General features: G+C 70.7%; 24 protein-coding genes and 1 pseudogene. 11 read left to right on the forward strand and 14 right to left on the reverse strand.

Annotation, left to right across the window (positions count from 1 at the left end):
* Nucleotides 1-12 precede the first annotated feature (12 nt).
* The 4 genes from gatE to LT971_RS14305 all read right to left on the reverse strand — a co-directional run bounded on the left by gatE (nt 13) and on the right by LT971_RS14305 (nt 5,578).
* Complete coding sequence (gene gatE, locus LT971_RS14290) at nt 13-1,986, reverse strand: Glu-tRNA(Gln) amidotransferase subunit GatE (RefSeq protein WP_237007622.1); 1,974 nt, start codon at nt 1,984-1,986, stop codon at nt 13-15.
* Nucleotides 1,987-2,022: 36 nt separating this feature from the next.
* Complete coding sequence (locus tag LT971_RS14295) at nt 2,023-3,621, reverse strand: PH domain-containing protein (RefSeq protein WP_237007623.1); 1,599 nt, start codon at nt 3,619-3,621, stop codon at nt 2,023-2,025.
* Nucleotides 3,618-4,097 carry a PH domain-containing protein gene (locus tag LT971_RS14300; RefSeq protein ID WP_237007624.1) on the reverse strand — a complete coding sequence of 160 codons (480 nt, stop codon included), beginning with the start codon at nt 4,095-4,097 and terminating at the stop codon, nt 3,618-3,620. The genes LT971_RS14295 and LT971_RS14300 overlap by 4 nt, the downstream gene beginning before the upstream one ends.
* Before the next feature lie 65 nt (nt 4,098-4,162).
* A complete protein-coding gene (locus LT971_RS14305) occupies nt 4,163-5,578 on the reverse strand; it encodes a class II fumarate hydratase (protein ID WP_237007625.1) in 1,416 nt (471 codons plus the stop codon).
* Between the two features lie 154 nt (nt 5,579-5,732).
* Between LT971_RS14305 and LT971_RS14310 the strand changes: the two genes are divergently transcribed.
* From LT971_RS14310 to LT971_RS14325, 4 genes are read left to right on the forward strand one after another with little or no spacing between them, the layout of a single operon-like run.
* Nucleotides 5,733-7,019, forward strand: coding sequence for an ABC transporter substrate-binding protein (locus LT971_RS14310; RefSeq protein ID WP_237007626.1), 1,287 nt, complete (start codon nt 5,733-5,735; stop codon nt 7,017-7,019).
* Nucleotides 7,020-7,044: 25 nt separating this feature from the next.
* Nucleotides 7,045-8,040: a carbohydrate ABC transporter permease gene (locus LT971_RS14315; protein WP_237007627.1), complete on the forward strand. Its 996-nt coding sequence runs from the start codon at nt 7,045-7,047 to the stop codon at nt 8,038-8,040.
* Nucleotides 8,037-8,906, forward strand: a complete 870-nt coding sequence (locus tag LT971_RS14320) for a carbohydrate ABC transporter permease (RefSeq protein ID WP_237007628.1) — start codon at nt 8,037-8,039, stop codon at nt 8,904-8,906. Before LT971_RS14315 ends, LT971_RS14320 begins: the two co-directional genes overlap by 4 nt.
* 18 nt (nt 8,907-8,924) lie before the next feature.
* The gene (locus LT971_RS14325; RefSeq protein ID WP_237007629.1) at nt 8,925-10,076 is read left to right on the forward strand and encodes an ABC transporter ATP-binding protein; all 1,152 of its coding nucleotides are present in this window, start codon (nt 8,925-8,927) and stop codon (nt 10,074-10,076) included.
* Nucleotides 10,077-10,106: 30 nt separating this feature from the next.
* Here the strand turns inward: LT971_RS14325 and LT971_RS14330 are convergent, their stop codons facing one another.
* Nucleotides 10,107-10,367 (reverse strand): BolA/IbaG family iron-sulfur metabolism protein, encoded by a 261-nt coding sequence (locus LT971_RS14330; RefSeq protein ID WP_237007630.1) that lies wholly within the window; start codon nt 10,365-10,367, stop codon nt 10,107-10,109.
* 123 nt (nt 10,368-10,490) lie between these two features.
* Here LT971_RS14330 and LT971_RS14335 point away from each other — a divergent pair, with 123 nt between their 5' ends.
* On the forward strand, nt 10,491-11,486 hold the full coding sequence (locus LT971_RS14335) for a hypothetical protein (RefSeq protein ID WP_237007631.1): 996 nt from the start codon (nt 10,491-10,493) through the stop codon (nt 11,484-11,486).
* Here LT971_RS14335 and fen read toward each other — a convergent pair.
* From fen to LT971_RS14355, 4 genes are read right to left on the reverse strand one after another with little or no spacing between them, the layout of a single operon-like run.
* Nucleotides 11,483-12,466, reverse strand: coding sequence for a flap endonuclease-1 (fen, locus tag LT971_RS14340; RefSeq protein WP_237007632.1), 984 nt, complete (start codon nt 12,464-12,466; stop codon nt 11,483-11,485). The two genes, LT971_RS14335 and fen, sit on opposite strands and share 4 nt — an antisense overlap.
* A gap of 37 nt (nt 12,467-12,503) precedes the next feature.
* Complete coding sequence (locus LT971_RS14345) at nt 12,504-12,728, reverse strand: hypothetical protein (protein WP_237007633.1); 225 nt, start codon at nt 12,726-12,728, stop codon at nt 12,504-12,506.
* On the reverse strand, nt 12,725-12,934 hold the full coding sequence (locus LT971_RS14350) for a hypothetical protein (RefSeq protein ID WP_237007634.1): 210 nt from the start codon (nt 12,932-12,934) through the stop codon (nt 12,725-12,727). Before LT971_RS14350 ends, LT971_RS14345 begins: the two co-directional genes overlap by 4 nt.
* A complete protein-coding gene (locus LT971_RS14355) occupies nt 12,931-13,554 on the reverse strand; it encodes a GNAT family N-acetyltransferase (RefSeq protein WP_237007635.1) in 624 nt (207 codons plus the stop codon). The genes LT971_RS14350 and LT971_RS14355 overlap by 4 nt, the downstream gene beginning before the upstream one ends.
* A 109-nt stretch (nt 13,555-13,663) precedes the next feature.
* On the opposite strand from LT971_RS14355, the gene LT971_RS14360 reads away from it, so the two are divergent.
* On the forward strand, nt 13,664-14,182 hold the full coding sequence (locus LT971_RS14360) for a class I SAM-dependent methyltransferase (protein WP_272904892.1): 519 nt from the start codon (nt 13,664-13,666) through the stop codon (nt 14,180-14,182).
* A 22-nt stretch (nt 14,183-14,204) separates the two neighbouring features.
* The gene (locus tag LT971_RS14365; RefSeq protein WP_237007637.1) at nt 14,205-14,606 is read left to right on the forward strand and encodes a DUF3054 domain-containing protein; all 402 of its coding nucleotides are present in this window, start codon (nt 14,205-14,207) and stop codon (nt 14,604-14,606) included.
* Here LT971_RS14365 and LT971_RS14370 read toward each other — a convergent pair.
* The gene (locus LT971_RS14370; RefSeq protein WP_237007638.1) at nt 14,593-15,906 is read right to left on the reverse strand and encodes an MFS transporter; all 1,314 of its coding nucleotides are present in this window, start codon (nt 15,904-15,906) and stop codon (nt 14,593-14,595) included. The genes LT971_RS14365 and LT971_RS14370 overlap by 14 nt on opposite strands.
* 109 nt (nt 15,907-16,015) lie before the next feature.
* Between LT971_RS14370 and LT971_RS14375 the strand changes: the two genes are divergently transcribed.
* The gene (locus LT971_RS14375; RefSeq protein WP_237007639.1) at nt 16,016-17,017 is read left to right on the forward strand and encodes an ornithine cyclodeaminase family protein; all 1,002 of its coding nucleotides are present in this window, start codon (nt 16,016-16,018) and stop codon (nt 17,015-17,017) included.
* Here the strand turns inward: LT971_RS14375 and LT971_RS14380 are convergent, their stop codons facing one another.
* The 4 genes from LT971_RS14380 to LT971_RS14395 are packed head-to-tail and all read right to left on the reverse strand — an operon-like array spanning nt 17,018 to nt 19,729.
* Complete coding sequence (locus tag LT971_RS14380; RefSeq protein ID WP_237007640.1) at nt 17,018-17,974, reverse strand: presenilin family intramembrane aspartyl protease PSH; 957 nt, start codon at nt 17,972-17,974, stop codon at nt 17,018-17,020.
* Nucleotides 17,975-18,019: 45 nt separating this feature from the next.
* Nucleotides 18,020-18,247 (reverse strand): H/ACA ribonucleoprotein complex subunit GAR1, encoded by a 228-nt coding sequence (locus LT971_RS14385; RefSeq protein WP_237007641.1) that lies wholly within the window; start codon nt 18,245-18,247, stop codon nt 18,020-18,022.
* Nucleotides 18,248-18,250: 3 nt separating this feature from the next.
* Nucleotides 18,251-18,529 (reverse strand): signal recognition particle subunit SRP19, encoded by a 279-nt coding sequence (gene srp19, locus LT971_RS14390; RefSeq protein ID WP_237007642.1) that lies wholly within the window; start codon nt 18,527-18,529, stop codon nt 18,251-18,253.
* A gap of 39 nt (nt 18,530-18,568) precedes the next feature.
* Nucleotides 18,569-19,729, reverse strand: coding sequence for a PGF-CTERM-anchored ABC transporter substrate-binding protein (locus LT971_RS14395; protein WP_272904881.1), 1,161 nt, complete (start codon nt 19,727-19,729; stop codon nt 18,569-18,571).
* Nucleotides 19,730-19,788: 59 nt separating this feature from the next.
* Here LT971_RS14395 and btuC point away from each other — a divergent pair, with 59 nt between their 5' ends.
* From btuC to LT971_RS14410, 3 genes and pseudogenes are all read left to right on the forward strand, one after another.
* Nucleotides 19,789-20,892 carry a vitamin B12 ABC transporter permease BtuC gene (btuC, locus tag LT971_RS14400; protein ID WP_237007644.1) on the forward strand — a complete coding sequence of 368 codons (1,104 nt, stop codon included), beginning with the start codon at nt 19,789-19,791 and terminating at the stop codon, nt 20,890-20,892.
* A pseudogene (locus LT971_RS14405) lies at nt 20,889-22,061 on the forward strand (heme ABC transporter ATP-binding protein); the annotation flags it as partial. The gene btuC and the pseudogene LT971_RS14405, both read left to right, overlap by 4 nt.
* 154 nt (nt 22,062-22,215) lie before the next feature.
* Nucleotides 22,216-24,192: a CARDB domain-containing protein gene (locus LT971_RS14410; protein WP_237007646.1), complete on the forward strand. Its 1,977-nt coding sequence runs from the start codon at nt 22,216-22,218 to the stop codon at nt 24,190-24,192.

Consider the following 24,192-nt stretch of genomic DNA (forward strand, 5'->3'; position numbering starts at 1 on the left):
TCCCCGTCGCCCCTACGCCCGCTGCTGTATCTCCTCGCGCAGCACCTCGCTGACGAGGTCGCCGTCCGCCTTCCCGCGCAGCGCGCCCATGCACTCGCCCATCAGCGCCGAGAACGCGCCCATGCCCTCCGCCTCGACCTGGTCGCTGTTGCGCTCGACGACTTCCACGACGGCCTCGCGGACCTCGTCCTCGGCTGCGGACCCGAGCCCCAGCTCCTCGGCGAGCTCGCCGGGGTCGCTGTCCGGGCTCCCAGCCAGCCCTTCGAGGAGTTCCGGCACGCCCTCCTGTGCGAGGTTGCCGTCGGCGACGAGCCCGAAGACGCCCCGGAAGTGGTCGTCCGTCAGCTGGTCGACTGCCACGTCGTCCCGGCGCAGTTCGGTGACCGTCGACTCCAGCGTCTGCGCCGCCAGCGTCGCGTCGACGCCAGCCTCGACCTGCTCCTCGAACAGCGGCCAGCGCCGGCCGTACGCCACCTGCTCGGCGAGCCCGGCGTCCAGCCCGAACTCCGCCTGGTACCGCTCGACCTTCTCCGTGAGCAGTTCCGGCGTCTCCACGTCCGACGGGTCGGGGTCGACCGGCGGCACGTCCGTCTCGGGGTACATCCGGGCCGCGCCCGGCAGCGGGCGCAGGTACCGCGACGTCCCGTCGTCGTTCGCGCCCCTGGTCTCCTCCGGGACGCCCTCCATCGCCGTCTCGGCGCGCTCCGCGACTGCCTCGATGGACTGGGCGGCGGTTTCGGGGTCGTCCGCCACGATGGCGACGGCGTCGTCCTCGCCGGCGCCGACGGCCTCGCGGAGCGCCGCCACCTCGTCCTCCGTCACGCCGTAGGCCGGCAGTTCGTCCGTGTGGAAGATACCGCCCGCGCCGTGGCGCTTGGCGTGGTCGGAGAACTCCGTCCCCAGCCGGCGGTCGTCCTGTAGCTCGCGGCCGACGAGGCCGTCGAAGCCGAACAGCGGGACGGCGTGGACCTCACCACCTGCTCGCGGCTCGTCGCCGTCTTCTCGCGGGCTATGCCCGCTCGAACGGTCCGAGGGACTGCGTCCCTCGCTACTCGCGTCTTCCGCGGAGCGTGGCTCCGCGCCGTCGTCCAGCGCGCCCCGGATGACGCCTGACTCGGTGTCGGCGAACACGTCGGTCACGTCCTGCGTCTCGCCCACGCCGGCGTCGCGCTCGTCCAGCTCGTCGACGATATCGAGGAGTTCGACCTGCCGCCGGACCTCCTCCCGCACGAGGTCGTCGATGTCGTCGAGGCTCTGGACGCCCTTCATCTCCACGCGCGCGCCCTCCGCAATGGAGACGTTCACGTCCTGCCGAATCGTCCCCAGCCCGCGCTTGACTTTCCCGGTCGACCGCAGCAGCATCCCGATGCGCTCGGCGGCCTCCTGCGCCTGCTCGGGCGACGAGATGTCCGGCTCCGTCCCGATTTCCACGAGCGGGATGCCCAGCCGGTCCAGCGAGTACAGCACGCCGTCCTCGCGGTCCTCGATGCGCTGGGCGGACTCCTCCTCGAGCATCAGGTCCTCGACGCCGACCGGCCCCTCGCTCGTCTCGATGACGCCGCCCTCGGCCACCAGCGTCGACCGCTGGAAGCCACCGGTGTTCGAGCCGTCGATGACGACCTTCCGCATCACGTGCGCCCGGTCGACGGCGTCCATCTCCAGCAGCTGGGCGATCTCCAGCGCCGCGTCCAGCGCCTCGTCGTCCAGCCGGTGTGGCGGCTCGTCGTCCTCCTCGACCAGACACGTGGTGTCGTACGCGAGGTACTCGAACTCGCGCTCGACCTTGCTTTCCTCCAGTGCGGCCTCGTCGATCTCGCCCAGCTCCGAGCGCGTCGGGTGGAGGTACCGCGTGAACGTCCGGTCGGCGGCCTCCGGCTCCCGGAGCGCCGTCGGGCACGCACAGAACAGCTTGGTCGCCGTGTCCAGCTGCTGGTGGATCTCCAGCCCGGCGACCAGCCCAAGCTCCTCGTAGTCGAACTCGGTCATTACCCGACTCTGGGACGGCGAAGGCAATAAAACCGTTCAGTCGCCGGCCGCCGCCGAGGACTGTCCGCCACCCGTCTCGGGCGTCTCGCGGACGCCCACGGTCACGAGGGTCCGGTCGACGACGGTGTCCGCGAGCTCGTCGGCCTCGCTGCCGTCGCGGTCCACCGCCACCGCGCCGCTCCCGGAGATGGACCGCGAGCCCGCCGTGTCGACGACGACGCTGGTGAGGTCCCAGCGCTGCTGGAACACCGTCTGGCTCCGAATCACGGTCTGCACGCGGTGGTTCGGGACGACGGTGGTCCGGCGGCGCCACCACCCCTTCTGGGTGACGACGTGGTCGCCGTCCGCGTGCACGCCGCGGTTCGCGTGCGCCCGCGCCGCGGCCGGCACCGCCAGCGGCACCAGCGCGACCAGCGCGTACCACGGGAACGACACGACGAACCGGCTCACGAGGAAGCCCGCAGCCACCACCGTGAGCGCGGCGAGCGCGTACCGGCGGACGTAGCGCTTCCGGGCGCGCTCCGGCGGCCGCGAGAGGTCGTACTCGTCGAACGGCTCGACGTCGCGCGCGAGCGTGAAGACGTCTGCGCGCGGCGCCAGCGGGATTGCCGCCTCCGACCCACCGCTGGGCGACTGGCCGGGCGCGTACCCCGCCGTCTCCACTGCCAGCGACGCGAAGCCGTACCGCCGCATCAGGACGTTCTCCTCGACGGAGACGGTCTGGAGCTTCGACAGCGGGATGGTGCCGTCCTTGCGCTCGAACAGCCCCCGCTCGTACCGGAGGTCGTCGCCGACCCGGCGCAGCCGGAACCCGTAGAACTGGACGACCCGGACGACCGCCGACACCAGCCAGACCCCGAGCCCGAGCACGAGGACGCCCGCAGCGATCACGGCCAGCCCCACGTTCGGGACGTCGACCCGCTGGCCGAGGCTGGGCACGACGAACGTCGCGAACGCGACGACCCCCGACAGCAGCCGGGGGTCGAACGACAGCAGGCCGTACAGCAGGAGGTCGCGGTCCGACAGCTCGAACAGCAACTCGCCGCGCTCGCCGACCGGCGTCGGCTCGAACTCGCCGGTCGACGCCTCGGCGTCCGTCCCTCCAGCAGCGGCGGGTTCACCGCCCTCCACACCGGTTGCGGCGGCGTCGCCCGCCTCGCTGTCGGTCGCGTCCGCTCGGTCGGTGCGGCCGCGCTCGCGGGCACCGCGGCGCTCCCGGACCTCCTCCTGGAGCCGCGCGGCCTCCTCGCGGCTCACGAACCGGAGATTCGCCTCGGTGCTGCCGCCACCCGCCGTCTCCACGTCGACCTCCGCCAGCCCGAGCAACCGAGCGACCAGCGACCGCGTGACGTCGACGTTCTGCACGCGCCGCAGCGGAATCTCGCGCTCCCGCCGGGAGAACACGCCCGAGGCGATGTCGAGGCTGTCCTCGGTGAGCTCGTAGTCGAACCGCCGGAAGTACGCCACCTCGTAGCCGACGACCGCCAGCACCGCCAGCACCGCGACGACCACCGCACCCCCGGTGAGCACGGGGTCGCCCCGGGAGAGCGCCACCCCGCCGACGAGGAACGCCCACGCGAACCCGATGGCGCGGGAGACCGCGCGCAGCGGCACCGACAGCGGGTGGAGTCTCATACGGCGTCACCCTCGCCGTCCTCGGGCTCGCTCTCGATGGCGAGCCGCCGCAGCGTCTCCTGGACGTCGTCTACCCGAGCGGCAGCGAGCCCAGGAATCGCCACGTCGGCGCCCCGGGAGCCCGCCGTATAGACGACGACGCGCCCGAGTCCGAGCACGCGCTCCAGCGGGCCGCGGCGTGAGTCGACGTGCTGGACGCGAACGTAGGGGACAGTTGTCCGCACGCGCACGAGGACGCCGCGCTCGATGTAGAGGGTGTCCTCGCGCACGTCGAACCGCCAGATGCGATACCGGAGGAGCGCGTGCAGCGTCCCGAGCAGTGCCACGACGCCGAAGACGGCCGGCGCCACGACGAGGCGGGAGACACCGGGGTCCAGCACGGTCACGGCGACGCCCGCGGCCACGGCGAGCACGACTGCGAACACCAGTACGCGCCACAGCCAGACGACGACAACCTTCCCGTCGAGTCGCTCCATGGACTGCCTCGGGCCTCGCACCACAAGAAGGTAGGCGGGTGACTGCCGGGACCGCGACCGGCGGGTTACTCGTCGTCGTCGCCGGAGAGGATGCCGCGGTGGGTCATCCGCTCGGGGTCGAGGACGTCCGCGGCCTCGCTCTCGGAGAGATAGCCCTTCTCCACGACGACCTCCTTGACGGTCTTTCCCTCCTTCAGCGCGGCCTTCGCGACCTCGCTGGCCCTGTCGTAGCCGATGGTGGGGTTGAGCGCGGTCGCCAGCGCCATCGAGCGCTCGACCTGCTCCTCGCAGACCGCCTCGTTGGCCTCGAGCTTGGCGACGAACTTCTCGCCGAACGCCTCGCTTGCGTTGGCGAGCATGTCCGCGGACTGCAGGAAGTTGTGCGCGAGCACCGGCTTGTAGAGGTTCAGGTCGATCTGGCCCTCGGCTGCGCCCGCGGAGACGGCGGCGTCGTTGCCCACGACCTGCTTGTGGACCTGGTTGACCGCCTCCGCCACGACGGGGTTAATCTTCCCGGGCATGATCGAGGACCCGGGCTGGTTCTCGGGCTGCTCGAGCTCACCGAGCCCGTTCCGGGGGCCGGAGGCGAGCAGCCGGAGGTCGTTGGCGATCTTGTTGAGCGAGCCCGCGACGGTGCGGAGCGCGCCGTGGGCCTCGTTCATGGCGTCGTGGGCGGCCTGCGCTTCGAAGTGGTCGTCGGCCTCGCAGAACTCCACGCCCGTCTCCTCGCTGATGTACTCGGCTGCTTTCTCGGGGAACTCGGGGTGCGTGTTGAGACCGGTGCCGACGGCGGTGCCGCCCAGCGCGAGCTCCGCAAGCCGCGGCTTCACGGCGTCGACGCGCTCGATGCCCTTCTCGACCTGCGTCCGGTAGCCGCCGAACTCCTGGCCGAGCCGCACCGGCGTCGCGTCCTGCAGGTGCGTGCGGCCGGTCTTCACGACGCCGTCGAACTCCTCGGCTTTCGCGTCGAGTTCCGCAGCCAGCGTCTCCAGACCCGGCTTTACGTCTTTCACGAGGGCTTCGAGGCTCGCGACGTGCATCGCCGTCGGGATGACGTCGTTGCTGGACTGGCCGTAGTTCACGTGGTCGTTCGGGTGGACGACGCGGTCGCCGATGTCCTCGCCGAGAATCTCGGCGGCGCGGTTCGCGACGACCTCGTTGGCGTTCATGTTCGAGGACGTCCCCGAGCCCGTCTGGAAGACGTCGACGGGGAACTGGTCGTCGTGCTCGCCGGCGATGACCTCGTCGGCGGCCGCGACGATGGCGTCGGCCTTCTCTTCGTCGACGAGGTCGAGGTCGCGGTTCGCCTGCGCGGCGGCCTTCTTGACGACGCCGAGCGCGCGAACGAACCGCCGGCCGAACGCGATGCCGGAGATGGGGAAGTTCTCGACCGCGCGCTGGGTCTGGGCGCCCCAGTAGGCGTCGGCCGGTACCTGCATTTCGCCGAGACTGTCCTGCTCCGTTCGGTAGTCCTCGCTCATGAGTGAAGCGTCGCCCGGCGGTGCGTAAAAGCCATCGGAAGCGGTCGTCGACGCCTCGCTACGTGACCTAGTAGCATATCTTTACTCGATACCGGATTAACGAATGGACAATGATTAAGTATCCCCGCGGCAACGTGCGGACGATTACCGCACGATGTCAGACAACGACCTTTCACGACGAAGCTACCTCAAGGGCGCGTCCGCCGCGGGCGCCGCCTCGCTCGCGGGACTGACAGGCTGCCTCGGCCTCGGCGGCGGCGGCGGCAGCGACCCGGTCGAACTCCTGCACGGCTGGTCCGGCGGAGACGGCGCCTCCGCGTTCGAAGCCATGCACGAGGGCTTCCAGAAGGAACACGACGTCGAGACCAACGTCAAGCCGATCGGCGGTAGCGGGAACACCACCCTCGACGCCCGCATCAGCACCCGCCTGGGCAACGACGACCCGCCGAGCTCGTGGGCAGAGTGGCCCGGTCAGAACCTCACCCAGTTCACCAGCGAGGACCTGCTGGGTGACATCGAATCGGACGTCTGGGAGGAGAACGGGATGAAAGACGCCTACCTCGAGGGCCCGAAAGAGGCCGCGCAGGTCGGCGGCAGCTACGTCGCCGTCCCGACGAACATCCACCGCATCAACAACCTCTTCTTCAACAAGTCGGTCGTCGAATCGGCCGGCATCGACCCGGCGGGCCTCGAATCCCCCGCAGACCTCGTAGAGGCCGCGGCGACGGTCGAGGAGGAGACGGACGCCGTCGGCTTCTCGCACGCGATGTCGTCGCCGTGGACGACCCTCCAGCTCTGGGCGTGCGTGTTCCTCGGTGAGCACGGCGAGAGCGCCTACGACGACTTCATCAGCGGCGAGGGCGACCAGGACGCCGTCCAGTCCTCGCTGGAGACCGTCGCCGAGCTCTCGGCGCACTTCAACGAGGACGCCGGCACCGTGGGCTTCCAGGAGGCCAACCAGAAGGTCATCGACGGCGGCGCCGCGTTCTTCGACCAGGGCGACTGGGCGGCCCAGCAGTACATCTCTCAGGAGGGCTTCGAGTTCGAGTCCGAGTGGGGTCACGTGCCCTTCCCGGGTACCGACGGGCTCTACTCGCTGAACATGGACTCGTGGGTCTACTCGGCAGACGGCCCGAACCCCGAGGGTACCAAGGAGTGGCTGCGCTACGTCGGCACGAAGGACGCGCAGGTCCGGTTCAACACCCGGAAGGGCTCGATTCCGCCGCGCTCGGACGTCTCCACCGAGGAGTTCGGTCCGTTCCAGACGAGCCAGATCGAGGAGTTCCAGAACTCCAAGGCTCAGCCGCCGTCCATCGCGCACGGCCTCGCCGTCGCCCCGGAGACGCTGACCAACCTCAAGAACGCCGTGAGCAACGAGTTCAGCAACCCCTCGATGGACGCCGCAGCGAACGCCGCCGAGGCGTTCATGAACGCGTTCTGAGGAGCCGAACCACCTACCGAGTTTTATGATCGACCGCATACACGAAGCAGTACGGGCACGTGGGGAGTCCGAGGGGGACGGAGACGCCCGAACAGACGGCGGGACGGCCACCGTCGCCGACGACGACGCGGGGAGCTTCTTCGGGTCGGTGAGCCGAGACTTCCTCGGGTCGCTGCCGTTCTGGCTGCCGCCGTTCGCGCTCATGGGCTTTTTCGTCTACGGCGCCATCGGCTGGAACTTCGCGCTGTCGCTCGTGAACGTCCAGCAGTTCAACCAGCCCAACTACTCGCAGCTGGACTTCGACCAGTACCTCCGGGCGTTCGGCGACCCGTCGTTCATCAGCGCCGCACAGAACACCGCCGTTCTGCTCGTGGCGTTCACGCTCGCGTGTCTCGTCGTCGGCCTGCTGGTCGCCATCCTCGTCGACCGGCACGTCCGCTTCGAGAACACGTTCCGCACCATCTACCTGCTGCCGATGAGCCTCTCGTTCGTCGTCACGGCCCAGTTCTGGCTGTGGCTGTACAACTTCGACAACGGGCTCGTGAACGTCGTGACGCAGGCGCTGGGCCTCGGACGCTACAAGTGGATCTCGAACCCGGAGCTGGCGCTGGGTGCCGTCGTGTTCGCGCTCATCTGGCAGTTCAGCGGCTACGCGATGGTCGTCTACCTCGCCGGCCTCCGGGCGATTCCCGACGAACACTACGAGGCCGCGCGCGTCGACGGCGCCAGCACGCTGAAGATGTACTGGCGGGTCATCGTCCCCCAGCTGAAGGGCGCGACCATCTCGGCGAGCGTCGTCCTGATGGTGTTCGCACTGAAGGCGTTCGACTTCCTGTACGCGCTGGCCGGCGGCTTCTTCCCGCCGAAGGGGACGGACATCCTCTCGACGATGATGGTCCGGCAGGCGTTCTCCGCCGGCAACCGCTCGTACGCCGCAGCAATCGGTATCATGTTGTTCCTGCTCGCAATCGCCATCGTCGCACCGTACCTGACCTACCAGTACCGCCGGGGTGAGCTATGAACACGTCCGACCTCGACGGCCGTCGCGTCGGCCTATACGCAGTGCTGTTCGGGCTCGTCGCGTTCTACCTGCTTCCCCTGGAGATCGGACTGGTGACGTCGCTGAAGACCGACCCGCTGGCGTCGCTGCCGTTCGCGCCGCCGGCCGCCGGCAGCTTCACGCTCGAGGAGTGGGGGCGGGCGTTCACCGCGCTCAAGAGCGGGCTCGTGAACAGCCTGCTGCTGGCGGTACCCGCCACGATTCTGTCGGCGGGCCTCGGTAGCATGGCCGCGTACGGCCTGACGACCCTGCAGTGGCGCGGGCAAGTCGGCGTGTTCACGCTGTTCATCGCCGGCATCTTCATCCCGTACCAGGCAGTGCTCCTGCCGGTGTCGCGGTTCTGGGCGACGTACGCACCGCTCGAGGAGTGGCTGGCCGTGCTGTGGCTGCTCCCCGGACTGGAAGCCTACCACGGCGAGTTGCTGTCGCTCATCATCACGCACGTGGCGTACGGCATCCCGATCTGTACGCTGCTGTTCCGCACGTACTACAAGGAGCTCTCCGGCGAGATGGTCGAGGCGGCGAAACTCGACGGCGCGACGGCGTACACCATCTACCGGCGCGTTATCCTGCCGCTGTCCGTACCGATGTTCGCGGTGACGCTCATCTACCAGTTCACGCAGATCTGGAACGACCTGCTGTTCGCGCTGGTCATCATGGGACCGGGCGACGGCGCACCAGTGACAGTCGGACTGACGAACATCGGGTCGAGTCTGACGAACCTCGGTTTCGGCGTGAAGATGGCGGGCGCGTTCATCGCGGCGCTCCCGACGATGGTGGTCTACGTACTGTTCGGCGAGCAGTTCGCTGAAGGTGTCGCGTCATGATATGGAGGACAATCACTAATGGCTGAACTCGTACTCGACGGCGTTACCAAGCACTTCGACGACGACGGCGACCGCATCGTGGCGGTCGACGATGCGAGCATCGACATCGAGGACGGGGAGTTCCTCGTCCTCGTCGGCCCTTCGGGCTGCGGGAAGTCGACGACTCTGCGGATGGTCGCCGGCCTCGAGACCGTCAGCGGGGGCGAACTCCGGCTGGACGGCACCGACATCAGCGACCGCGCGCCCGCCGACCGGGACGTGGCGATGGTGTTCCAGAGCTACGCCCTCTACCCGCACATGACCGTGCGGGAGAACATGGCGTTCGGCCTCGAGGAGTCGACGGACATGGCCGACGACGTCATCGACGAGCGCGTCTCGGAGACGGCGGAGATGATGGGTATCGAGGAGCTCCTCGAGCGCAAGCCACGGGAACTCTCGGGCGGCCAGCAGCAGCGCGTCGCGCTCGGCCGCGCCATCGTCCGTGACCCCGAGGTGTTCCTGATGGACGAGCCGCTGTCGAATCTGGACGCGAAGCTCCGGTCGACGATGCGGACGGAGCTCCAGCGCCTCCAGGAGAACCTCGGCGTCACCACCGTCTACGTTACGCACGACCAGACGGAGGCGATGACGATGGGCGACCGCATCGCCATCCTGAACGACGGCCGCCTCCAGCAGGTCGCGACGCCGCTGGAGGCCTACCACGCGCCCGCCAACGAGTTCGTCGCGGGGTTCCTCGGTGAGCCGTCGATGAACTTCTTCGACGCGAGCGTCGAGGACGGCAGTCTGATCACCGACCAGTTCACCTACCCGCTCTCTGAGGACACACTCGACGACCTCGGCGGCGCCGACGACGTTCGGCTGGGCGTGCGGCCGGAGGACATCGAGCTAGTCGAGAAGCCGGTCGGCGACCACGACTACGCCGTGACCGTCGACGTCGTGGAGCCGCTGGGTGACGAGAACAACGTCTACCTCGAGTTCGACCTCGACACCGAGGGCGAGGGCGCCGGCCGGACGTTCACCGCGGCGGTGGACGGCACGCACCCGGTCGCTGCGGGCGACGAGCTCGGCGCGCGAATCCCGGAGTCCGCCATCCACATCTTCGACGTCGACTCCGGCGTCGCCTTGCACAACCGCGAGCGCGACCCCGACGAGCAGGTCATCCCGCAGTAACGCAGCTTCGACCGCCGTCGCCGCTTCGGTTCAGTTCTCGCGCTCGTCAGCTTCGTCGGGCGTGTACGTCGTCAGTTCGAGGGCGTGACTCTCGGTGGTCGTGGCGTCGCCGAGCGTGTCGGACACCAGTTCGTGCTGGGCGACCAGCGACTCGCCCTCGAACGCCGACGAGACCACGGTCGCCTCGAGGTGGTCGTCGTCGTCGTGGTCGCCTCGCGGCCGCGACACGGTAGCGCCGCAGTCCGCTTCGAAGCCGGCCTCGATTCGCGCTTCCACGTCGGAGCGGTCCACATCCGGAGGTGGTGTGCCGCCAGTACACTCCCGCGATGCAGCAACACCGGGAGCAGCGGTGGCGACAGTCGGGCGCCATCTCGACCCACAGGACACTTACCACGTCCGGACGCAGCCCGGGTCATGGACTGGTCCCCGCGCCGCCTCCTCCGTGCGCTCCGCCGGCCCGCGCGGGTGTTCGCCGACGAGGTGCCGCCCTCCGGGGTCGTCGTCGCCGTGCTGCTCGTTCTCGCGGTGGCCAACGCCGTGGTCACCGCGCAGGGCGCGAGTACAGTCACCGACGCCATCACCGGGACCGTGCCCGTCGACAACCCGGCACGGCCCGCCGACTGGATCTGTGAGCGCGCCACCTCGGGCGACGACTTCTACGAGGACTACGTCGACGCCTGCCGGAACCAGCCAGCGACGGTGCAGGAACCGCTGGCGAACTACGCCCGGGACGCCACCGGCAGCCTCGTCGGCCTCGCGGCCGTCGCGCCGGTCGCCCTCGCAATCGCACTCAGCGGACTGGTCGCCGTCGTCTCCGGCGGGAAAGCCCCCGACGACCCCGGAGAGCGCGTCCCCCTGACGCCGGTTGTGGCCGTGACTGCGGTCGGCTCGGTCCCGGCACTGCTGCGGTACACCGCCCGCTGGTACGCCGTCGAGCAGTCGGTGACGGGGCGTCTGACGCCGTCACCCGGCACGGCAGACGGCGCGCGGTCGCTGGCGGTGGACGTACTGACGCCCCAGACGACGCTGTACCTCGCTGTCGTCGTCGCGACGGCCGCGTGGTCGGCGGCAATCTGGCGGGCGGGCTGGCGGGCCGTGATACCCGGCGCCGACCGCCGCGTCGACGCCGCGGCGCTCGCCGCCGCCGGCGTCGTGGTGTTCGCCGCGCTCCGGCCGTTCTACCCCGGCGGCGAGGCGGCCGCCTACGGGCTGGTGCTGTTCGTGCTCGGCGCGCTCCCGCTGGCCGCACCGCGGGCGCTCGAGCGCTTCGACATCTGGCTGGATCTCATCGGCACCCGCGGCGGCGAACACGTCGAAGTGAAGCCGTGGCGCGTCTACCTCGAGCAGGGCACCGGCCTGCTGTGCACGCTCGCCGGCGCGGTCGGACTGGGCGGGCTGTTGCTCGTCTAGGTCCACTGGTCGAGGCCGGTCTGGGCGACCGCGTCCTCGATGCGTTCGAAGCCGCGCGCGACCTCGTCGGCGTCGACGCTCCACTCGTCGGTGACGTACGCGCGGGCCGCGTCGACGTCCGGCGACACGTCGGTGTCGACGGTGTAGTCGTCGGTCACGTCGGGGTTCAAGAAGAGCTCCCGGATGCGGTCGCCGTACTCGACGTGTTCGCCCTCGGCCTCGAGGACGCCCCAGAGGTCGCCGTGCTCGTGGACCGCCTTCAGCGCGGTCTTCGGCCCGAAGCCGTCGATGCCGGGGTTGAAGTCCGTCCCGCAGAGGATGCCGACGTCGACGAGCTGCTCCCACGTCAGGTCGTGCTCGTCGAGGGTCGCGTCGAAGTCCATCACTTCCGGGTGGCCGGAGCTCGTGAGCTGGCGCAGGGTCACCGGCGCGCCGAGCAACAGACAGTCGTAGTCGTCGCTGCCGGCGTAGTCCACGGCGTCGTCGACTCTGGCCATGTGGGCGGCCTGCGCTTCGCCCTCGGCGGGCGCCTCCACCTGTGGCACGTCCAGCAGGTCGAACAGCTCGCGGGTCGTCTCGTGGATGGTGTCGGTGAGTCGCTGCGTGCGCGCCTCCAGTCGTGCCGCCTCGATGGCGTCGCCCGCCTCGCGGGCTTCCTCGAGTTGCTCCTCGTAGCTCTCGCGTTGCTCGCGGCGCTCGGCGATCTCCTCGTCTTTGAGCTCGGTGACGCCGCCGTCCCAGACGAACACGGGCGTCAGGTCGTGCTCGAAGAACTTCGGGAGGCCCTGGACCACGCCGACGAGGTTCGCCACCTCGGTACCGTCGCTCGTCGTGTAGACGTCCTCGCTCGTCCACTGGACGGTCGTGGTGAGGTACTTGTACAGCCAGTTGTGGGCGTCGACGGCCACCACGCTCCCCTCGAGGTCCGCGAAGGGAGTCTCCTCGATGACCGCGAGCTGCCGGAGGTCCGCGTTACCCATCACTCCCAGTTCGGGCGCCCGGGGTTTAACCGTTGAGCTACGCCGGGACGCCGCTCCCGACCAGCACCAGCGAGATGCCGATGGAGGTGACGCCGGCGCCGAAGCCGCGCCACTCGCGGCGGTCGCCGACCGCCTCGGCGTACCGCCGTGGCAGACGCACCCGGACCACTCCCGGCGCGAGCAGTGTGGGCACGCCGGTCACGAGGTGGAGCGCACCGAGCGCGTACAGGAGCGTCTGGAGCGCCTGGAGGAGCAAAGTCACAGCGAGTCCATCGCGCTCCCCAGCAGGAGCAGGCCGACGCCGGCCGTGAGAAGACCGACGGCGCGCCACTGACGGTCGTCGTCGGGCGTTCCCGGGAACACTGCCTGCGAGAGCTCGCGGACGCGGCCCGGCGCAAGCACGGTCGCGGCGCCCGCGGCGAGGCACGCGACGCCGGTCGACGCGAGGACGGTGGCGACGGTCGTCATCCGTCGGCGCTTCGACGCCCGTGCACTTGAATGGGGTCGTCGTCCGAGCGGGTGTCGGGGGGCGACGCCCCGAGTCTGCTGTCCAGAAATTGCTCCTCTTCCGGAGAGAGGTCCCGCTCGCGGTACCGGTCGAGGCCGTCCTGGTAGGCTGCTTCCCGGTCCGGGTGCGGGCGTTCCAGCACGAGTTCGGCGAGGCCGGTCTCTTCGCCCGTGAACCCGAAGCCCGCCTTGTGCAGCGCCTCGTACGCGAAGGGGTTGTTGACGGCGATGCGGACGCGCTCGTGGTCGGTCAGCAGGTGGGCGGCGGCGAGCGCACAGAGTCGCGCGCCGACACCGTCGCCCCGGCGGTCCTCGCGCACGGTCACGTACCGCAGCCACGCCGCCTCGGCGTCGGTGCGGTCCTCGTTGAAGGAGACGGCGCCCACCACGTCCTCCACGGAGTCGTCGGTCGCTCGCGCGTCGGGCGGCCAGTCGTCGTCGCGCTCGTCGAGGGGCCGGCCCTCGTAGGCGATGGCCTTCCCCGTGTTCGACATCACGAACTTGCCGGCGTAGCTGAAGGACTCCCAGTCCAGCAGCAGCGTCGGGCCGTCGTCGGCGTCGCCGAGCACCGCGTAGCGCACACCGGGCGTTGGCCCGGGGAAGCAAAGTATTGCGTGGCTGGCGCGCATCGGTGGTAGTGTGCACGACGTCCCGTATTTCGACCGGTTCGCGCCGCTGTACGACCTCGCCATGCCGGCGGCCGACCCGGCGGACCTCACCCCGGCGCTCGCACTCGCCGACCGCCCCGTCGAGCGCGTGCTGGACCTCGGCGGGGGTACCGGCCGGGTGGCTCGCGCGCTCGGCGGCGACGCCGTGGTCGCCGACGCCAGCCGGGGGATGCTCGAAGAGGCCCACGAGGACGGCCTCGAAACGCTCCAGACGGACGTCCGACAGCTCGCCGTCGCCGACGAGTCCGTCGACGTCGTCGTCGTCGTCGACGCGCTACACCACTTCCCCGCCCGCAGCACCGCCGTCGCGGAGGCCGCCCGCGCGCTCCGCCCGGGCGGCGTGCTGGTCGTCCGGGACTTCGCCCCCGGTACGATTCGGGGCCGACTGCTCGCCGCCGGCGAACACCTCTTCGGGATGGGGTCGCGCTTCGACACGGCGGACGAGTGCGCGCAGCGACTCGACGAGGCGGGCCTGGACGCCCGGGTCCTGGACGAGGGGTTCGCGTTCACGGTCGCCGGCGTGAAACCGGGAGCCCCTTGACCCACCCCGCCCAAGCGCGCCCATGAAGCTGACCGACGTCGACGGGCGCGCAATCACCCGGTTCCTCCCCGGGGATATGCTCGCCATCCTGGGGCTGGTGCTGGTTGGGACGCTCGAACACGAAACGCTCACGCTCCAGCGCTACGCGGGCGTCCTGCTGCCGTTTCTGGTCGGGTGGCTCGCCGCCGCGCCACTGGTCGGCGCCTACAGCACGCGAGCGGCCGACTCCACGCGCAGCGCGCTCGTGCTCGCCGCCGGCACGTGGCTGCTCGGCGACCTCGTCGGCCAGCTCCTCCGAAACACGTCGCTGTTCCCCGGGAACGCCGACCCGGCGTTCTTCGTCGTGATGTTCCTCGTCGGCGCGGCGCTGCTGTCGGCGGGGCGGTTCGCGTCGCTGGTGGTCGCAGACCTCACCGCGAACTGAGCCAGGCGGCCGTGGCGGCCGCCGTGAGCGCGAACCCGGCCAGCACCGCGAACAACACAGGGAGACTCCCGAACTCGAGGATGGAGCCCGCGACGGCGGCGCCGATCGCACCGACGCCGAACACGCCGAGGTACGTGTAGCCGTAGGAGAGCCCCCGAGTGCCGGCGGGCGTGTACTCGGCGACGGTGGTCTGGTACAGCGGCTGGACGACGAACAGCGCGAACCCGAGGAAGACGCCCGCGACGAGCAACGGCAGCAGGCCGGCGCCCGCAGCCGGGAGGAAGACGACCGACAGCGCCGCCAGCACGCCGAACGCGACGGCGAGTGTTGGCTCGGTCTCGAAGCGCCCGGCGAGCTTCCCGCCGGTGTACTGGCCGCCGACGCCGACGAGTAACAGCCCGGCGTAGACGTACCGGTACGGCTGGAGCTGCCGCCCCGCGACCTCGACGGGCGCCAGCGACGGGTACGCCGACAGCACCTCTGGCAGGAACGTCAGCACGCCACGGTAGTAGAGCCCGGAGAGCACGACTACGACGAAGACGGCCGCGAACGGGCCGACGAGGAGGGTCTTCGACGCGTCGAGGAACTCGGGGAGGGAGGTGACGCCCATTTCGGACCTGCCGCCGGCGTCTCCACTGTCGCCGTCACCGGCGGCGTCCTCGCTCCCGCCGTCTGCAGCCGCGTCCTCGCCACCACCGTCTGCGGCGGTCTCCCCACTGTCGTCTCCTGAGTCGGTCTCCGCGGCCGCGTGTTCGTCGAGTTCCACCCGGGACGCGACGACGCCGGCGACGACCGCGGGCACCGCGAGCGCGGCGGTGACGGCCCGCCAGTCGGCGACCAGCAAGAGCAGCGTCACCACCAGCGGGCCGAGCGCGATGCCGAGGTTGCCGGCGATGCCGTGGTAGGCGAAGCCGTCGGCGCGTTCCTCGACACCCGTACTGATGAGCGACAGCCCGGCGGGGTGGTAGACGCTGGCGGCGGCGCCCCACGCGACGAGCGCCAGCCCCACGACGGGAATCGACGGCGCCAGCGACAGCGCGACGAACGCGCCGGCCATCGCCACCAGACAGCCGATGATGAGCCGCTGGGAGCCGACGGTGTCCGAGAGCACGCCGCCCGGGAGCGCGCCGAGCCCGAACAGCGCGTAGCCAGTCGCGACGACGACGCCGAGCGTCGACTGCGTCACGGGGAAGACGTCCAGCCAGATGGGGATGAGTATCGGAATCGAGAGCTCGTACGTGTGGACCGTGGCGTGCGCGAGCGCGACGAGCCCGACGATGGCGCGGTCGTTCCGGTTCACGGCGTCTCGGTGACAGCCACCGCGTCCGTCGGTAAAGACCTGTGGTAACCCGGGGGCGTCTGCCGCCGCGGCCTCAATCCTTTTGCAGCCGTCCGCCGAACTCCGGGGCATGACAGCGACGCTGTTCCTCTCAGACGACGACATCGCGGGACTGGCGGAGCCGGCCGACTACGTCGACGCCGTCCGCGAGGGCTACCGGCAGCGCGGCGAGGGCGCGCCGGCCGAACCCCGGACGGCGCTGTTCCGCGAGGACCCCGCAGGAATGCTGACCGACTACTCGGCGGTCCTCCCGAAGACGGGGGCGATGGGCGGGTACACGTACAGCGCGGGGTTCGGCGCGGGCGACGCGTGGTTCCTGACGCCGCTGTTCGACGCCGAGTCGGGCGAGCCGCTGGCGGTGCTGGACGGCGCCCGCATGAATCCGTTCAAGACCGGCGCGGCGGGCGCGGTGGGCGTGGACGCGCTCGCTCGCGAGGACGTCGACACGGCGGCGGTCATCGGGAGCGGCGCGCAGGCTCGCGGCCAACTGAAGGCGACGGCGACGGTCCGCGACCTCGAGACAGTCTCCGTGTACTCGCCGACGAAGGAGAGCCGGGAGTCGTTCGCCGCCGACCTGAACGACTATCTGGACGCCACCGTCGCAGCAGTCGCGTCGAGTGCCGCCGCCATCGAGGACGCCGACGTCGTCATCACGGCGACGAACGCCAGCGAACCGGTCTTCGACGGCGACAACCTCTCCGACGGCGCCCACGTCACGGCGATGGGGCAGTACAACCCCGAGAAGCGCGAACTCGACGCGACGACCATCGAGCGCGCGACCTACGTGCCCGACCTCCGGGCGCGCGTCAGTCAGGACGCCGGGTCGTTCATCGCTGCCGTCGAGGCCGGCGTCGTCGACGAGGACCACGTCCACGCCGAACTCGGCGAGGTCGTCGCCGGGAACGCCGAGGGCAGACATGGAGCCGACGACGTGACCGTCTTCGACAGCGGCGGCACGGGCATCGAGACGGTCGCCGCCGCCCACATGCTCTACGAGCGAGCCGTCGACGAGGGGCTGGGCAGCGAGATCGAGTTCGCGCCCGCGAGCGAAGCGCTCACCGGTACGCAGTAATCAGACGTACGGCGCGAGGCCCAGCGCCTCCACGACGGGGATGCCCGCGGCGACAGCGCCGACGAGGTAGCCGGCGATTGCGCCGCCGTTCAGGAGGGGGAGACCGGCGTGCGCGCGGCCCTTGAACACAAGTCGCATCAGGACGAGCAGGCCGAGGAGCGTGCCGACCATCGCGGTCAGCGGCGCGAGTTCGACGCCGGAGACGACCTCGGGCGTGTCGAGGAAGAACGCGGCGCTGGCGACGAGAATCGACGGCATCACGGCGTCGCCGAGGCCGATGAAGTAGGCGGGGCGGTCGGCGGGGTGGCTGGCCTCGCGTTCGCCCTCGTCGGCCTCGTCGGCGGTCTCCTCGGCGTCGTCGACGAACGAGTACGCAAGCGTGGTGGGGACGACGAGCACGATGGGGAGCCGCAGCTCCATCACGCCCGATGCGAGCGTGAGCATGTGTTCGGTGCCGTAGACGCTGATGGCGTCGTAGACGGCCAGCGCCGTCAACAGGACGAGCGCCGGGAGGATGCCGAAGCTGATGCCGAAGAGGGCGGCGGCGCCCATCCCCATGATGGCGCCGGCGGAGTCGATGACCCACCACTCGGGGTAGGCGTACAGCGCGACCACGAGCGCGACCGCCGGCACCCAGACGGCGAGGTTCACGCCCGCGACGGTGACGGCGGGGAACACGACGGCGAACACGTAGGAGGCGACGACGCCGCTCGTCAGGAGGATGAACCCCTTGAGCACCCACTGCTGGTCGTACTTGATAACCAGCAGGATGCCACCGGTCGCCACCAGCAGGAAGGCGACATAGAAGATGCTGTTGAGGGGGTTCTGGGGGTTCTCCGTGGACTGCAGACCCGCACTCTGGAAGGGCTCGACGAGCGCGAGGGCGCCGACCTGGACGACGACGAACAGCGCGACGACGCCGGCGAGCACGCCGGCGACCCGCGTCGAGTCGTTCATACCCCGAGTGTGGGAGCGACCCGGTTTAGCCTCTTTCGTCTCCGTCTACCGGACGTAGAGGGTGTCGCCGACGAGGCCGGCGAGGTGGACGCCGGAGTCCGGCGTCACTGCGAGGTAGGGCCGCTCGACGGGGCCGAAGACGTCGACCACGCGGCCGACGGCGTCCAGTTGCTGGTCGACGAGCGTCGCGCCGATGCCCGGGTGGTCGTCGTCGTCACTGCGCACGATGGCGACGTTGCCAGCGGTCCGGGTGACGCTGCCGGCGCGCTCCATCAGTCAGTCCCGGAGGGCGCCGACGTAGGCGGCGACGGCCTGGACGACGTCGTTCTTGGAGTCGTCGGCGTCCTTCACGAGCACGCGCCCGGCGTCCTCCCAGTGCCGGCGGGGGTAAGCGACGTCGCGTTCGACGACGGCGTCGTAGCCGACCTGCTGGACGGCCGTCGCGATCTCGTCGACGGTCGGCTCCTCGACGGCGAGGTCCTCGGGGACGCGGCGGCCCTCGCGGCGGGAGAGCGCCGCATCGAAGTAGGCGGGCCAGATGACGTTCTCGACCATGCCCGCCGCTACCAGACGGAGAAAGGAAACGGTGTCGGCCTACGTGCGGCGCGCGAGCAGGGCGGCGCCGAGCACGGCGACGACGCCGGTGGCGACGCCGAAGCCGGGCGCGGAGCCGTTCGACGACCCGTCGCCGTCGTCGGCGGCGGTGGTCGTCGCGGCTGCAGTCGTCGTGCTCGACTCGGTCGTGGTGGTGGTGGTGGTGGTGGTGGTGCTGTCTGCGGTCGTCGTGGTGGTCGTGGCGGTGGCGTCAGCGTACGCCTCGGGGTGGAACGCCTCCGCCATCTGCGTCATCGGCTCGACGATGCGGGGCGCGGGCTGGCTGATGTGGTTGTTGTCCACGACGACGATGTTGCCCTCCTCGAAGGCGGTGGTGTTCCGGACGACGGAGTCCTCCGGGATGTACGACGTGGGTTCGTTGCCCAGTTGCTCGGGGGCGACGCCGACCACGACGAACTCGGGGTCCTGTTCGGCGATGAACTCCTCGGAGAGCTGGGGGTAGGCGCGGCTGCTGTTGGCGTCGGCGACGATGTTGTGACCGCCGGCAACGTCGATGGCCTGCCCGATGAAGGTGTTCGGGCCAGCGGAGTAGCCGGCGCCGGTGCCCCAGAGCACGCGGGGTTCGTCCTCGCCGTCGACTGCTCCCCGGACGGTGTCGATGGTCGTCTGCATCTCGGAGACGGTGTCGCCAGCGGCGTCACACTCGCCAGTGAGCTGGCCGATGGTCTCGGTCTTCTCGATGACGCTGTCCAGCGAGCTCGCGAACGGCAGCCGGTAGACGGTGATGCCGGCGTCGCGGAGCTGCGTCACCGAGTCGTTGCTGATGGTGTTCGGCGCGAGCACGAGGCCGGGCTCGAGGGAGATGACCTGCTCGACGCTCACCTGCGAGGGGTACCCGGAGGTGACGACCTCGCGGTCCGAGGCTCCCTCGAGGTACGTGCCGAACTGGGAGACGCCGACGACTTTGTCCTCGGCGCCGAACTCCCACATGGTCTGGGCGGCACTCGGATTCAGGGTGACGACGCGTTCGGGCTCGGCGTCGACAGTGACGTCGGCGCCGCTGGCGTCGGTCATGGTGGTCGGGAACTCACACGTCAGCGTTTCCTCCTGGGCGGCCGGCGCGGCCAGCGCACCGGCTGGAGCGGCCGCCGAGGCCAACAGGAGTAGGACTATCCCAACTGCGATTGTACTTCGGCGCATATCTGGTAGAGCCGCCTAGCGCAATAAATATTTGGCTAAAGCAAATAGGGTTGAGCGACATGCGTGTGCTCACGCGGGTGACGGCCTGGACTGCGGCGTCTGCGGGCCTCCTGGCGGTGGTCGCCCTCGCGAGTGCCACCATCGGCCCGGTCTCCATCTCGCTGCCGAACGTCGCGCTCGCCGCCCTCGACGCGCTCGCGGTTCCGGTGTCCGCCTCCGTCTCGCTGCGGGACGCCGCCCTCCCCGCCCTCGGCGGCCTCCCCTGGGTCGCCGTCGACCTCGGCTACGTCTCGCCGCTTGACTTCGACGTCCCCGGCACCCAGCAGTACATCGTCGGCGAACTCCGCCTGCCCCGCATCGTGATGGGCGCCACCGTCGGCGCCTCGCTGGCCATCTCGGGGGCCGTCATGCAGGGGTTCTTCCGGAACCCGATGGCCGACCCCTCCATCGTCGGGGTCTCCTCCGGGGCGGCCGTCGGCGCCGTCGCCGCCATCACTGCCCCGACGGTGGTCGTCGTCGGCGTCCAGCCGGCCGCCTTCCTCGGCGCGCTGGTCGCCGCGTTCACCGTCTACCTCGTTGCCACCGAGAACGGCCGGACGCCGGTCGCCACGCTCCTGCTGGCCGGCGTCGCCATCCAGACGCTGCTCGGTGCGTTCACGTCGTTTCTCATCGTGCACTCCGGGCGCAGCATCCGGGAGGCGATGTACTGGCTGATGGGCAGCCTCCACGGCAGCCGCTGGCACGAGGCCGAGGTCGCGCTGCCGGTGGTCGTCCTCGGCAGCGTCGTCCTGCTGGCGTACGCCCGCGACATGAACGTCCTGCTGGCCGGCGAGGAGGACGCCCACGCGCTCGGTGTCGAGGTCGAACGCACCAAGCGCCTGCTGCTCGCCGTCGCCAGCGTCGTCACCGCTGCCGCCGTCTCCTTCGCGGGAGCCATCGGCTTCGTCGGTCTCATCGTGCCCCACGCCGTCCGGCTGGTCGTCGGCCCGGACCACCGCGTCCTCCTGCCCGTGAGCGCGTTCGCGGGCGGGGCGTTCCTGGTGACCGCCGACACGCTCGCGCGCTCGACGGCCAGCGAACTCCCCGTCGGCATCGTCACGGCGTTCGTCGGCGCGCCCTTCTTCCTCTACCTGCTGCGCGACCGGGAGGTGCACGCACTGTGACACTGGACGTCTCCGGCGTCGACGTCGAACTGGCCGGCACGCAGATTCTCTCGGACGTGAGCGCGACCGTCTCGGACGGCCGGCTCGTCGGCGTCGTCGGCCCGAACGGCGCGGGGAAGTCGACGCTGCTGCGCGCGATGAACGGCGTCGTCGAACCATGCGCGGGCACTGTGCTCGTCGACGGCGACGACGTCCACGAGCTCCCGTCGAAGGCCGCCAGCCGCCGCATCGCCACCGTCCCGCAGGACACCCACGTCTCCTTCGAGTTCACGGTCCGGCAGACCGTCGAGATGGGGCGCCACCCACACCAGCCCCGGTTCGGCCGCGACGACGACCCCGAGGCCGTCGACCGCGCGATGGAGCGCGCCGAGGTCTCGCAGTTCGCCGACCGCGAGGTCACCTCTCTGTCCGGCGGGGAGACCCAGCGCGTGCTGTTGGCCCGCGCACTCGCTCAGGACACCCCCGTGCTCCTGCTGGACGAGCCGACGGCGAGCCTCGACGTGAACCACCAGATTCGCACGCTCGAACTCGTCCGCGGGCTCGCGGACAGCGACGACCGCGCCGTCGTCGCCGCCATCCACGACCTCGACCTGGCGGCCAGATACTGCGACGAACTCGTGCTCGTCGCCGACGGCGAAGTCGTCGACGCGGGCAGCCCGCGGTCGGTGCTCACGCCTGAGGCGGTCCGGAACGCGTTCGACGCCCGGGTCGCCGTCGGCACCGACCCGGCGACGGGCGCGCCGACCGTCACGCCGCTCCCGGATTGCGAGGGGAGGGACGACGACGACGACGACCTCGACGCTCGCGTGCACGTGCTCGGCGGTGGCGACAGCGCAGCGCCCGTCGTCCGGGACCTCGTCGACGCCGGCGCCGAGGTGACGGTGGGGCCGGTCGTCGACGGCGACACCGACCACGAGACGGCGCGTCGGTTCGGAGTAGACTGCGTCACGGTCCAGCCATTCGAGTCCCCGCGCGGCGCGGCCGAGGCGACAGCCCGCGACTTCGTCGACGCTTCGGACGCCGTCGTCGCACCCGCCGAGGCCGCCGACTGGGGCGTAAACGACGACCTGCGCGCGAGAGCCGACCAGTGTGTGGTTGTCGGGGAGGGTGCGGGTGGGCCACGAGTGGCCGCCGGGGACGTCGCGTCGGCCGTCGCGGCCGTCTCGGAGCCGGGCGAGCGCCTCGCCGTCGCCGACGGTGGCGGTGGCACCGGCAGGGACGACGACAGCGACGACGGCGAGAGTGGGGCGGACGGGAGTGGCGCCGGGGACGCCGACTGAGCTAGCCAGTCCCCCTTTGAGTCTCGCGCCCACAGACACCTGCATGGACCGCGTGGCCGCCCCAGTCGCCGCCGTCGTCGTCGCCGCCCTGCTCGTTCTGTCCGCCGCCGCACCTGCCGTCGGCCAGTCTGTCGCCCCCACTCGCGACGCCACCGCCGTCGAGCAGCGGACGGTGACAATCGAGAAGCACGTGGAGCTGTTCCTCACGCCGGACGAGCCGGGACGCATCGACGTCGTCGTCGGGTACAGGCTCCCGGACTCCGTGTCGTCGCTGTCGGTCTCGCTGCCGGACCGGACGACCGCAATCGAGACCAGCGACTTCGAGGAGACGCCCGACGACTACGAGTGGGACGGCGACGGCGACACCGCCCAGCTCCGGGCGACCGTCGACGCGAACCGCAGTGCCACCGGCTTGCGGGCCGGCGCCGACTCCCAGTCCGGCGAGTACTCGTTCGTCGACGCCGGCAACTGGGCGCTGGTCACCGTGCCGACGATGCGAACCGGCTGGGGGTGGTCCGGGCCGGAGGACCTGACCGTCGACCTCACCCAGTCGACGACGGTCAACGGCGAGGGCTCGACGGGCGGCGAGGTGGCGTACCTCGGGCCCGTCACCGAACACACCCGTGACGCGAACGGCCAGACGTTCACGCTCGCCGTCCCGGACCGGGCGTCGCTCGCCGAGCGCCCCGCGGACGTGCTCGCCGCCTTCGAAGCGGCGTCCGGCCGGATGCAGGTCGGTGACCGCGACGACGAGGTCTGGATGGGGGTCGCGCCGACCGACGCCGGCTGGGGCGTCCGCGGCGTCGAGTACGGCGGGAACGACGCCTGGGTGCTCGCCGACTCCCGGCTCGACGAGCCGGCGAACGTCTGGCTGCACGAGTACGTCCACACCCGGCAGGACTACACGACCGAGTCCTCGGGCCGGTGGACGATGGAAGCGGCCGCCGAGTACTACGCCGCCTCGCTGTCCCTCGAACTGGGGTACGTCGGCTTCGAAGACTTCCGGCAGTACCTCGCGTACGGCGACCGCGACCCCTGGCGGGACGCCGTGCTGGCGACGCCGTCGACGTGGTCGTCGGGCGCGAACTACCTCAAGGGCGGCCTCGTCTGGGGTGAGCTCGACCGCCGCGTCCGGCTGGCGACGAACCAGACGTCGTCGATGGACGAGGTGCTGTACGCGCTGAACCGACAGGACCCCGACGTCTCGAACGAGGACGTCGTCGCCGCCGTGCGCTCGACGGCCGGTGACGACGCAGCGGGGGCCGCCGAGCACTTCACGACCAGCGACGCGTCGCCGTCGATGTGGTCCAGCAGTGACCACACGGCCGCCTTCGACACGGAGCCGCCCCGGATGACGTACAGCGAGCGCCAGTACCGGGTTTCGGGGCCGTTCCGGAACGAGACGTTCGCCGGACCGCCGCCGACGCTGTACGTCGGGGAGACGCTGACAGTCACGGCGTCGGTGACCAACAAGGGCGGCTTGCCCGGCACGTACGAGGCCACACTGGACCGGGACGGTGCGACACTCGCGACCGACTCCGGGTCGCTGGACGCCGACGAGTCCGGCCGGGTCGCCGTCGAGCACACGGTCGAAACGCCGGGGACGTACAACCTCACGGTCGGCCGGGACGGCGAGCAGGTGACGGCTCGGTCGCCGTCGACGCTCCGGGTCGCCGACCTCGCCGTCGAGCCCGACCGGGTCGAGCCGGGAGAGACCGTCGCGGTCACTGCGACGCTGTCGAACCCCAGCGAGCACCCGGCGACCGGCTCGGTGACGGTCGCGCTGGACGGTCGGTCGGTCGGCACGCTGAACGCCACGCTCGCGGCCGGCGAGACGACCAGCCGGTCGACGACCGTCACGCTCACCCAGTCCCGCCGGTACGAGGTGTCGGCGGGCGACCGAACCGTGTCGGCGCGAGCGAGCGAACCGGACGCGTCGGCTCCGGGGCTCGGTCTCGCTGGCGCCGCAGTCGTCGTCGCTGTCACGGCGAGCGCGCTGGCAGCCCGACGGAGGCGGTGA

The organism is Halobacterium rubrum (genome assembly GCF_021729015.1).
GTDB lineage: Archaea > Halobacteriota > Halobacteria > Halobacteriales > Halobacteriaceae > Halobacterium > Halobacterium rubrum.